This is a genomic window from Kocuria tytonicola (genome assembly GCF_003687455.1).
GTDB lineage: Bacteria > Actinomycetota > Actinomycetes > Actinomycetales > Micrococcaceae > Kocuria > Kocuria tytonicola.
Genome location: NZ_PHOA01000077.1, coordinates 1 through 11823 on the forward strand (window position 1 = coordinate 1; position 11823 = coordinate 11823).

Below are 11823 nucleotides of genomic sequence, written 5' to 3' on the forward strand. Positions count from 1 at the left end.
GTCCGGGCGGGTGCCGGCGGATCAGCCTTCCAGGGGGCCGTCCAGGTCCGGGTCGTACTGGGGCACGAACTCCTCACCGCGCTCGGCGGCCTCCTGGGCCTGCCACTCGCGCTTGCGGCGCTTGTCCTGGAGCGCGCGGGCAAGGCCCTCGGCATGCTCGCGCCGGACGTCCTCCTCCGGCTGGTTGCGCATGTGGGCCACCGCGCCGTAGACGTTGCCGTCGAAGACCTTGGTGCCGTGGTCCATGACGATCCCGCGCTCGCAGATGTCCATGACCAGGTTGAGGTCGTGGCTGACCACCACCAGGGTCTTGCCGCGACGCACCAGGTCCTTGATGCGCCCGATGCACTTCTTCTGGAACGGCTCGTCGCCCACCGAAAGGATCTCGTCCACCAGGAAGACCTCGGGGTCCGTGTGCACGGCCACCGAGAAGGCGAGGCGCAGGTACATGCCGGAGCTGTAGAACTTCACCTCGGTGTCAATGAACTCCGCAATCTCGGAGAACTCCACGATGTCGTCGAACTTGGCGTCGATCTCCTCCTTGCTCATCCCCAGGATGGCGCCGTTGAGGTAGACGTTGTCCCGGCCCGTGAGATCCGGGTGGAAGCCCGCACCCACCTCGATGAGCCCTGCAACCTTCTCCCGGGTGAGGATCTCCCCGGAGTCCGGGTTCATCACCCCGGAGATCATCTTCAGGGTGGTGGACTTGCCGGAGCCGTTGAAGCCCAGCAGGGCCACCGTCTCACCGTCGTGGATGTCGAAGGAGACGTCGTTCAGCGCCGTGAACTTGGCCGTGAGATCGCCCTTGCGGCCCTTCACGAGCCACACGAACGCCTCCTTCATGGAGCGCGTGTGGCGCAGCACGAACTCCTTGGTCATGTGACGGACCCTGATGGCCAGGTCCGCGTCCGTGCGCCCGGGAGTGGGCTGGGTGGCTGAACTAGGCATGGTTCACAGCTCCTGCGCGAAGTTGCCCTCTTGCGAGCGGAACAGACGGTCCGCCAGGAAGAAGAGGATCAGGCTGGTGACGATCGCCAACGGGGTCCACCCCGTGAGCAGGTGCGGCGGGACGTGCCAGATCTGCGGCGTGTCCGTGGTGGGGAACCAGAAGCCGTAGTGGAACAGCTCCACCGCCACGGTCAGCGGGTTCACCATGTACACGTAGTAGACCCAGTCCCACAGCTTCTCGTGCACCATGGTCCACATGTAGAGCACGGGAGAGGCCCACGTGGACACCATGATGATGAGGTCCACGATGTTCTCCGCGTCCCGGAAGAACACGTTGAACGTGGTGAACAGCATGCCCAGCGCGAGCGAGAACAGCGCGATGATCGCGGTGGCCACGACCACCGCGAGCAGCTGCTTGACCCCCGGGTGCCACCCGGTCAGGAAGCACGCGAGCAGCAGGATGACCAGCTGCGGCACGAAGTGGATCATCGCCACCAGCAGGTTGGACACGGGGAACAGCTGCCTGGGCAGGTAGATCTTCTTGAGCAGACCACCGTTGGCCACCACGGAGCGGGACGCGTTGCCGAAGACCTCGCCGAAGAGGTTCATCACCACGATCCCCGAGAACAGGTAGACGGCGAAGTTCTCGATGCCGCGGTTGAGGTCCAGGAACACGCCCATGGCGATGTAGAACACCAGGAACTGCACGCCCGGTTTCAGGTAGGACCAGAGCAGCCCGAGGACCGTGCCCCGGTATCTGATCTGGATCTCCTTGTCCACGATCAGCTTGAGCAGGAACCTGTTCGCGAACACGTCCCTCAGCCCACGGTCCTGCCCCGGGGGCCGCAAGTGCGTAGCGGGAGCTTGGGTTTCCATCTGGCGTCCTTTCCTGGCACGGTGCGTTCTTCCAGCGTGCGCACCGCATGCACGCCGACGCCGCACGTCCGGGCGGGTGTGCGGCGTCGAGCGGGTGGCCGAACTACTGCGCGGGGCCGTTCTCCGCGAAGGTGCGGGCCCAGGCGTCCACCGAGGTGATCTCGGGCAGGGCCGCACGGTACTGCTCGCTGAGGGCATCCCAGCGCGAGAGCAGCTCGGCGTGGAGCTTGACGCTCTCCGCCATCAGCTCACGCACCTGGGCGGGGTCCCGGCGGTACCACGACGCACCGGTGCCCTCCGCGTTGGAGACGATCGCCGAGTCGAGCGTGGCCAGGTAGGACCAGTGGCCGTCCATGTGGGCCACGCTCGCCTCGGGGTACTCCTTGGCCATGCTGCGCACGGGCCGCAGAGTCTGCTTGAGCACGGTGCGCACGGCCCACGGGATGAGCTGGGCCTTGGTGGGCGACTTCGGCGCCTCCATCGTCTTGGGAGGCTTCGCGCGCCGCACCGGGGGCAGTTCCGCAGGATCCTTGACCACGCGGGCGTCCGAGTACTCGTCCTTCATGGCGCGGATCTCGGGCATGCGCGTGGGCAGCATCTCGTGCAGCCGCTCGGGGCCGTCCAGGACGTCCTGGATGGCGAGCAGCACGGACTTCGCCGGGTAGTACTGCATGGACACCACGTGCTTGGTGTCCGTGGTGAGGGACTCCCGCAGCATGCGCCCGCCCTTCGCGAACGGTGAGTGCAGCAGCGCGGCAATGAGCCGGTTGCGCTCGTGGAAGTACGCCTGCCAGTCCACGGCGTCGTCCTTGTCCGCCCAGGACACGTGCCACACGGCCGCGCCCGGCAGCGAGATGGTGGGGTACCCGGCGGCCTTGGCGCGCAGGGAGTACTCGGAGTCGTCCCACTTGATGAACACGGGCAGCGAGAGGCCGATGTCCTCCAGGATGGTGCGCGGGATCAGGCACATCCACCAGCCGTTGTAGTCCGCGTCCCAGCGCCGGTGCAGCCTGGGGCGTGAGCGCAAGCCGCGCTCCGCGAAGTCCACGGCACCCAGGCCGTCGACGGGGCCCCACAGGAACCGGTAGGGGTTCACGACCTCCGCGTACGCGTTGAGCAGCGGCTTGTTGAACATGTCGAACATGTGCCCGCCCACGATCGAGGGGGTGTGGCACATGTCCGCGAAGGCCGTGGCGCGCAGGACGCCCTCGGACTCCAGGAGGATGTCGTCGTCGAGGATCAGGACGTAGTCGGACTTCTCCACCCCCTCAGGGGTCTGACGGCCCTCCACCACCTCGTACATGTTCCGGGCGAACCCGCCGGAACCGCCCATGTTGCCCTGGCGGATCACGCGCAGCTTGCCACGCATGGCCTTCTCCGCCGCCGCGAAGTCGGGTTCGTCCTGGACCAGCTTGTTGCCCTGGTCCACGATGATGAGCTCGTCCAAGACCTCGTCCAAGCCGTCCGCCTCGGCAATGGTTCGGATGGTGTTCACGCAGTAGTCGGGCCGGTTGAAGGTGGTGACGCCCAGCGTCACCCGGCCCACCGGGCGGTCCTGCGACGGCACGAGCCAGGACGCGGCGTCGAGGGTCATGCCCTCCTCGTCGGAGATCAGGTCGAACCAGTACCAGCCGCCGTCCCCGAAGGGTGCCAGGGTGAGCTCGAACTCGCACGTGGTGGAGCCCTCCACCCTGCGGTCCTCGACGCGCTGGGAGACACCTCGCGCGTTGGAGCGGTAGACGATCAGCGAGCCGGCGCCCGAGGTGCGCACGCGCAGCACCACGGACTCGGCCACCGTCCAGCGCCGCCAGTAGGAGGCCGGGAAGGCGTTGAAGTACGAGCCGAAGGACACGCGGCGTCCCGGGCGAATCCGCACGGAACGCCGGGAGATGATGTCGTCAGGGTGCTGGTTGGCGGTGTCGGAGCCGGCAGAGGACGGTCCCTCCACGTTGATGGGACCGTCGATGTACAGCGGCAGGGCGTCCAGGTCCTTGTCCGCGGGGAACACCACCCGGGCCACTTCCCGCAGGTCCGCGGCGGTGCGGGGCTGCGAGGAGATCTTGGTCAGGTACTCCTGGCTCTCGGCGGTGGCGGGCTGGGGGCGTCCCGCCTGGTCCACGTTCTCCTGGCTCACTCGTCCACTCCTCCACTGGTCAGCGGCGCACCGGAGGTGAAATGCGGTGCGATCTTGTTGTCCACCATGGACAGGGCCGACCCGATGGCCATGTGCATGTCCAGGTACTTGTACGTGCCGAGCCGCCCGCCGAACAGCACCGAGGACTCACCCTTGGCGAGGTCCCGGTAGGCCAACAGCTTCTCCCGGTCCTGTGAGGTGTTGACGGGGTAGTAGGGCTCGTCGCCCTTCTCCGCGAAGCGTGAGAACTCCCGCATGATCACGGTGGCGTCCTTGGTGTAGTCCCGCTCGGGGTGGAAGTGGCGGAACTCGTGGATGCGGGTGTAGGGCACGTCCGCGTCCGGGTAGTTCATCACCGAGGTGCCCTGGAAGTCCTCGATGTCCAGGACCTCCTCCTCCAGGTCGATGGTGCGCCAGGAGAGGTCCCCCTCCGCGAAGTCGAAGTAGCGGTCCACCGGGCCCGTGTAGACCACGGGCACCTGGCCCACCACGTTGGCCTTGGAGAACTCCTGCGAGTCGTCGAAGAAGTCCGTGTCCAGACGCACGTCGATGTTCGGGTGGTCCGCCATGCGCTCCAGCCACGCGGTGTACCCGTCCACGGGCAGACCCTCGTGGGTGTCGTTGAAGTAGCGGTTGTCGTACGTGTAGCGCACGGGCAGCCGGGAGATGATCGAGGCGGGCAGGTCCTTGGGGTCCGTCTGCCACTGCTTGCCGGTGTAGTGCTTGATGAACGCCTCGTAGAGCGGACGTCCGATCAGCTGGATGCCCTTGTCGTTGAGGTTCTGCGGGTCGGTCCCCGCCAGCTCGCCGGCCTGCTCACGAATGAGCTCACGCGCCTCGCCCGGCGAGTACGCCGCACGGAAGAACTGGTTGATGGTGCCCAGGTTGATGGGCATCGGGTACACCTCGCCCTGGTGCCGGGTGTACACGCGGTGCACGTAGTTCGTGAACTGGGTGAAACGGTTCACGTACTCCCACACACGCTCGTTGGAGGTGTGGAACAGGTGCGCACCGTAGCGGTGCACCTCGATCCCGGTGCGCTCCTCGTTCTCGCTGTAGGCGTTGCCGCCCAGGTGGGGCCGCCGGTCGATCATGGTGACCTTCAGGCCCAGTTCGCGTGCGGCTCGCTCTGCCACGGTCAAACCGAACAGTCCCGAGCCCACGACCACGAGATCAGTGTTCATGTGTCCCTCCTAGGGTCGTCCGCGATCCATGCACGGACATCGTCGTGGACAAAAATACCGGACGGCGCTGGTTGCGGCCCGTGCGACTCGCACCGGACGGGGTGCGTGGTGACCGCACCGGGCCCCGCGGCGTGTGCAGACGACGGCAAGCACTTCCGTTCACTGGGCCCGCTCACTCCCGCCGCTGGGGACGGGCACCGGAACACGGGGCCCACAGCAGCCCGGCTGCTGCGGGGTCAGCGCTCAGCATCCCCGAATCCGCTGAGCACCCAGGCCGCTGCGGCTCGGCCGGACGCGGCGAGGGACGCGTGCTCGCGGGCCCACGCACTGCGGCGCCCCTTCAGCGCCGCACGTCGACCGTGCGCGGCGTCGTCCAGGGCGTTCTCCATCGCCTGGGCGACTGCCTCGGGGGTGAAGTCCACGGGGACACCGAGCTCGTTGTCGGACACGAGCTCCGCGGCGACCCCCACCCCGGCGTAGAGCGACGGCGTGCCGCACGCCGCGGCGGCGTAGAGCTTGGTGGGCTTGGAGAAGTCGTACCCGGCGTGGGGTATCACCGACGCCAGAGCGGCCACCGCTCCGCGCATGAACGCGGCAGTGCGTGCCGGGGGCTGGACCCCGTGGAAGACCACGTTGCGCGGAGCCAGCCGAGCGGCAACCTCCTGGACGCGTGCCACGTCCGGGCCACGGCCGAGCACTTGCAGGGTGGCCTCGGGATGGCGCGGCAGAATGCGCGCGAGACCCTCGATGAAGATGTCCATGCCCTGCCACTCCGAAATGGAGCCGGCATAGACGAAGTAGGGGGCACCCACCGGTTCCTCGGGCCCGTCGGGGGTGAACGTGTCCGTGTCGATGCCGTTCTCCGCCACGAACATCTTGTCCCAGCTCGTCCCCGTCACCCGGTGCAGCTCCTCGCCCATGGCCTCCGACACCGTGATCACCCCGCCCGCGCGCCGCGCGGACACCGTTTCCGCCGCACGCATCAGCTGGGTGACCACGCCCGGGACGTCCATGTTCAGGGTCGCCGACGTCCACACGTCCGGGTTGTACCAGATGTACGGACGACGCCGCAGGGCACTGGAGAGCCACACGGCCAGACCCGTGGTGGGAGGGGGTTCGCTCACCACGATGTCCGCGTCCATGAGGAGCAGCCGGGCGAAGGCCTGGACGTCGAAGCTGAGGTACTGGGCCACCCCACGGACGTAGTCCTCACTGTCCCGCAGCACGGGGACGCGCACGATCTCGTAGGGCTCGTCCACCGACCCGGCGGCCATGCTGCGGGGCGGGCGCGTGGTGAGCACCGTGACGTCAGCCCCCTCTGCGGCGAATCCCCGGGCCAGGGCGGCGAGCCGGAACGATGCCGCCGCGGGCTCGGGGAGGAAGATGCGGCTGACGATGACGACCTTGCGGGGTTTCATGGCCACTACTGTCTCATGTAATTCGACGATGTTCCGCCCAGGGGACGGCCCCCTGCCCGGTCACCGTTTTCGGCTCGTCGCACGGCGAGGGCCCTGCACAGGAGCGCCCGCCGGACGGGCGCGCCCAGGGGCATCCACGGCCGTGGGCCCGCTCCCCCGTTCCACCGCGCTGGTGCGGTGCACTGCTGGCATGCAGCTGTCCCTCCACGTCCTGCGGCACGGTGCCGGCACCACCCATCCCGTGAGCGTCACGGCCTCCCCCGGGACCTCGGGCGAGGACCTCGCCGCCGAGCTCGCCCGCCAGCTCGGCACCGAGCACCGCGCCACCGTGGCGGGTGTGGATCTCGGCCGTGCCACGGTGGGGGCGCCCCCGCTCACGGACGGTGCCACGGTGGTGCTGCACCCCGTTGTTGCGGGCGGCGTTCCCGTGTCCCGCCGCGGGAGCACCAGGGACCCCGGGCAGCCCGTGGCGTCCGGACGGTCGGCGTCGTCCTGCGGTGCGCCGTCCTCCGGCGGGGCCGCGCGGTCCGCAGTGGCCCCGTTGCCCGGCGCCGTGGCACCGGTCGGGGGGTCTCCCACCGAGGATGGCCCGCGGGAAGCCGACGCGCACGACGTCGTGCGCCTCACGGTGGTGGAGGGCGCAGGCGCGGGGACCGAACTCGTACTACCCCGTGGCCGGCACCGCGTGGTGCTGGACGGGGGCGGGCCCGTGCTGTCCCGGGTGGAAACCACGTCGGGGATCGGTCTCGTGGTGGACGGTTCCGGGGTCAGGGTGCTGCCCTCGGGAACGGCTCTCTCCCACGGCGACCGGCTGCGGCTGAGCCTCGGTGACGAGGTGTCCTGGCTGCGGGTGGAACGCCACGGCGAGCGGTCGGAGGCCCGCTGGCCCGATCCCGCTGCAACCCCGGCGGGTTTCAGCACCCATGAGGCCGCACCCGACCACGAGCTCCCCCTCGAGCCCGCTCACTGCGCCCGGGCCGCAGTGGCCATGGTCACGGGTCTCCTCCCACTGTGCGCGGGGGTGGCGATTGCCCTGGTCACCCACTGGTGGTTCTTCCTGCTGTTCAGCGCCCTGGGTGCCGTGACGAGTGCCGCGGGGTGGGTTGCGGACCGCGGCGCGCGGGCCGAGCAGCGACGCCGGCTGGCCGCCGCCCGGGAGCGCGACCTGCGCCGCTGCGACCACGCGGCCCCGCCGGTCGCGGAACTCGTGGCGCGCTGCCGAGCGCTGCCACCGGAGCGCGGGCCGGACACGGGATCCCCGGGATCGGAGGCGCTGCGCTGGGCCGCTGCGGCTCCAGCCGGTGGCCCTCGTTCCGCGACCTCCTGGACGCAGCACCGCACTGCTGCGACGTCCGGGGACACGGGTTCAGCGGTGACCGCGCGCTGGGTGCGCCTGGGGCAGGGCACACGTGCCGCCGTCGTGGGCAGGGGTCGCGGAATCCCGGTCCGGGCGGTCACGCACCGTCGTGCCCCGGTTCTGGTGGACCTGGCCCGCGTTCGCGTCCTGACCCTCGCAGTGACCGGCGAGTGCTCACGAGGGCTGCTCAACGCGCTCGCGGTGCAGCTGTTCACGGGTCCGCAGGCCCTGGACCGGCTCACGGTCTCCCCCGACGTCGCGTGGGCACCTCCGCCGGCCCTCGCCCGGCTGCTCCAGTCCCCGGCATCCCCGTCCCCGCCGGGTTCCACCCGCGACGCCGCCCGGCCCGGTCCCACGGACGTCACCGGCCTGGAGGTCCTCACCCCGCAGGACGCCGCGCTGGCTGCCGCGGCCCCCGGCGTGGTGCGTGTCGTCCTGGCGGGCGGGGCGGCCCCCGGGCCGCAGGACACCCTGGTCTCAGAGGTCCGCGGTGGACTGCGCCTCTCCACCCCCTCGTGCGACGCGGTCCCGGGGCTCTCGGCCCAGGAGCAGCGCACCAGTCTGGACTTCGTCCCGGACACCGTCTCCGACGGCACCGCCCACCTTGCCCTGCAGGCCTGGACGGCCGCCGCTGCCCGGCGACCGTCGCGGCGAAGGGGTGCACTCCCCCGGGCCGTCGCCTCGCACGAGCTGCTCCTGGCCGACGACGAGCGACCGGATCCCACCACCGTGGGGCCCGGAAGCGAACAGGTGTCGACCGGGCTCCCGCCACGGGCGCACTCGCCGCTCGGCACGGTCATCGGCGTCTCCCGGGACGGAAGGGAGCGGATCGTGCTGGACGACGAAAACCCGCACCTGCTGATCGCCGGGACCACCGGCTGCGGGAAGTCCGAGGTGCTGCGCACACTCGTGGCGGGGCTCGCCCGAGGCGCAGACCCCGGGCGCCTCGAGTTCCTGCTCGTGGACTTCAAGGGCGGCGCGGCTCTCGCACCCCTTGCGGACCTGCCCCACGTGAGCACCCTGCTGACGGACCTGGGTCCGGACGAGGTGCGGCGTGCGCTGGTATTCCTGCACTCGGAGCTCCAGCGCCGCGAACGGGTGCTCCGAGCCCACGGTCTCGACACGATGGCCCAGGTTCTGCAGCGGGGAGGCACCCCCGTGGTCCGCGAACTCGTGGTGGTGGTGGACGAGGCGAAGATGCTCACGGACTCGTTCCCCGAGGCCGCGCACCAGCTCGCGGTGGTTGCCACCGTGGGCCGTTCACTGGGGGTGCACCTCGTGCTGGCCACCCAGCGGCCCCAGGGCGCCCTGCCACCGGATGTCCGCGCCAACGTGTCCCAGGCACTCTGCCTGCGCGTGCGCACCGAGCAGGAATCCCTCGACATGATCGGCAGCGGGCTCGCCGCGGGGATCCCCCCGAACCTGCCCGGCCGGGGCTACCTGGACCGTGGGCACGGCGCACCGGTGGAGGTGCAGTGCGCCGTTCTCACGCGACTCTGCACACCGCCGCCCGCGCCTCTCCAGCTGCGCTTCCTGCCCGCGGCCCGTCCCCACGACGGTGCCCCCGGGGCTTTCCGCCCGGCACCGGCACCGGATCCGGGGGCGGCGGTGCGGGACGTGCGTCGCTTCTGGGAGTCCCCGGGCGCCGTCGACCCCCGGGACCCGGCGTCCGGGGACTGCCCGGACCCCGGAGACAGGGCGGTGCCGCCCGGCCTGCCCCGGTGTGCCAGCCCGGAGCGGGTCCCCTTCCCACTGGTCGATCTCGGCCCCGCCGAGAACCCAGCCGAGCACTGGTGCGGCAGGCTCACCTGGGATCCGTGGGAGGACGGCCCGCTCGCCCTGATCGGCCGCCCCTCGGCCGTGCGCAGCGGGCTCAGATCACTCGTGGAACGGTGCGCAGCGGCCTCGCCCGAGGAGCACGCCGCGCCGGGCGTGGCCCTGTACGTCGTCTCGGCCACCGGGGCGGGCACCACGGATCTCACGGGTCCCACCGACGCGGGGTGCGCGAACCCGCTGCGCGGCACCGCCCACGCCGACCACCCCGCAGACCTCGCCCACCTGCTCGACAGACTCCGCTGCCACCTCGAGAGCACCCCGGACGATCCGGAGGGCGGGCACGAGCGCGCCCTGGTGGTCGTGGCGGACTGGGACCGCTGCTGCCAGCTGCTGCGCGCCGGCGCCTGGGCCCACCTGGAGGACGATCTCCTGTCGCTGCTCGCGGTCGGCCCCTCCCGGGGTCTGTCCGCGGTGCTGACCGGGGACCGCTCCCTCATGTCGGGCCGGGGCGCCCACTCAGCTCCCAATCGAGTGCTCCTGCCGGCCGGTCAGACCCCCGAGGCGCTGCTGCAGTGGCCCCGCCTCCCGCCGTTCAGCGGCTGGGACTCCCGGGGCGCGGTCAGCGGCCCGGTGACCCGCTCGTGCGGTGATCCCGGAGGCCCGCCCCGGGCGGACCGGCTGGTCGTGGTGCAGCTCGCCGCAGGCGAACCCGTGGACGGGTACGCTCCCCTGCGGCAGGAGGCGGCAGACGAGGGCGTCCTGGGGCAACGCACCCTGTGGCGCAGTGACCAGCACGGTGGGTCGAAGGCGCAGGGCGCGGCAGGGTTCTCAGTGACCCGCCCGGCGGGAGACGCCGTCCTCCGCACCGCTGCGCTCCGCAGCTCCCGAGGTTCCCGCAGCTCCCGAGAGCTCATTGGAGGTCCACGCTCCGGTCTCCACGGGTGGCCCGTGGCCTTCCCGCTGCCGAGCGCCTGGAGTTCCCCCGCAGAGGTCACGCCGGGTCTGCTCCTCGGAGTCACCCGGGAGGGCGACCCGGCCGTGCACCCCTGGGGGCCGGGAGCCACGCTGCTCGTGGCGGGGCCCGCACGCTCCGGGCGCACGTCCTTCCTGGCCGCCGCACGCGCCCACCTGTCCACGGCGCTGACCACGGATGAGGCACGCGCTGCGCACCACGTGGTCTCCGCTGCTCCCGGCAGCGCGGACGACGTCCAGGCGCTGCTGCGCTCGCTGGAACGGTCCGGGCGCCCCGTCACCCTCCTGGTCGACGACGCGGACCGGCTGTCCCCCGAGGTTCTCCGTGCGCTTGCCACGGCCTGGTCCCCGGGTTCACCTCGGCACACCGCATCGAAGGGGAATGGCTCCGGACATGACTGTGACGCACTCGCACCGGGAGTCCGTCTGGTGGTGGGAACCCGTCTCACGGACTCCCTGCTCAGCACGTTTCCCCCGCTCATGGCGTGGCGGCAGCAGGCGGACACCCTGCTGCTCCGACCCCGGAGGGCGTTCGACGGCGAGGCGTTCGGGGTGTCCCTCGCGGGTCAGGGGCTGGGCGGGCCTCCCGGGCGCGGCTTCTGGGTTCACCGGGGCACCGTGGAACCGGTGCAGGCTCCCCTGCCTCCCACCTCTCCCGCACCGCCCGCAGTCCTCGACGGGACCGGCCCGCAGCAGGGGGTGTGACGCACCGGACGGGTCAGCGGGCGGCGTCGTCCCGCGTGCGGTGCATCCACGCAACCGTGGACGGGGCGAGGAGGCACAGGATGGTCACCACGGCCACGGCGGCCACCACGAGACCCCACCCGCCCAGTGCCATCTGGAGGAAAGAGAGCCCCACGATCAGCAGGAAGGCCTGCGACACCAGGACCGCGGCGCGGGGCCAGCGCAGACCGGCCCAGGCCCCCCGGGCTGCGGCCGCGAGCCACACGGCGCCCCCGGCGAGGACCACGGTGCCGAACACGATGCCCGCAACCGGCAGCACGTGGCCGGTGAACAGCGTGGTGAACAGGGCCAGCGCCGAGAGGAGCAGCGCGAGCGCCTCGACTCCCACCGTGGCCGCCACGACCGACGCGGTCCAGGGCCGGGGTACGGGGGCGGTGGTCCGGGAGCGGGTGGCCGGGGCGCTCATGGCAGGGC

At 71.0% G+C, this 11823-nt stretch carries 7 protein-coding genes; 1 reads left to right on the forward strand and 6 read right to left on the reverse strand.

Features of this window, described 5'->3' with window-relative positions; translation table 11 throughout:
• Positions 1-21 precede the first annotated feature (21 nt).
• The 5 genes from CWC38_RS08775 to CWC38_RS08795 all read right to left on the reverse strand — a co-directional run bounded on the left by CWC38_RS08775 (position 22) and on the right by CWC38_RS08795 (position 6560).
• A complete protein-coding gene (locus CWC38_RS08775) occupies positions 22-948 on the reverse strand; it encodes an ABC transporter ATP-binding protein (protein ID WP_121846389.1) in 927 nt (308 codons plus the stop codon).
• Positions 949-951: 3 nt separating this feature from the next.
• Positions 952-1824 carry an ABC transporter permease gene (locus CWC38_RS08780; protein WP_121846390.1) on the reverse strand — a complete coding sequence of 291 codons (873 nt, stop codon included), beginning with the start codon at positions 1822-1824 and terminating at the stop codon, positions 952-954.
• Positions 1825-1927: 103 nt separating this feature from the next.
• Positions 1928-3958: a glycosyltransferase gene (locus CWC38_RS08785; RefSeq protein ID WP_121846391.1), complete on the reverse strand. Its 2031-nt coding sequence runs from the start codon at positions 3956-3958 to the stop codon at positions 1928-1930.
• Complete coding sequence (glf, locus tag CWC38_RS08790) at positions 3955-5142, reverse strand: UDP-galactopyranose mutase (protein ID WP_121846392.1); 1188 nt, start codon at positions 5140-5142, stop codon at positions 3955-3957. Before glf ends, CWC38_RS08785 begins: the two co-directional genes overlap by 4 nt.
• Positions 5143-5378: 236 nt before the next feature.
• On the reverse strand, positions 5379-6560 hold the full coding sequence (locus CWC38_RS08795) for a glycosyltransferase family 4 protein (RefSeq protein ID WP_121846395.1): 1182 nt from the start codon (positions 6558-6560) through the stop codon (positions 5379-5381).
• A gap of 190 nt (positions 6561-6750) precedes the next feature.
• Between CWC38_RS08795 and CWC38_RS08800 the strand changes: the two genes are divergently transcribed.
• Positions 6751-11370: an FtsK/SpoIIIE domain-containing protein gene (locus CWC38_RS08800; RefSeq protein ID WP_121846393.1), complete on the forward strand. Its 4620-nt coding sequence runs from the start codon at positions 6751-6753 to the stop codon at positions 11368-11370.
• A 13-nt stretch (positions 11371-11383) separates the two neighbouring features.
• Here the strand turns inward: CWC38_RS08800 and CWC38_RS08805 are convergent.
• Positions 11384-11823 (reverse strand): hypothetical protein (locus tag CWC38_RS08805; protein ID WP_240625183.1); only part of this gene is annotated, 440 nt, incomplete at its 5' end.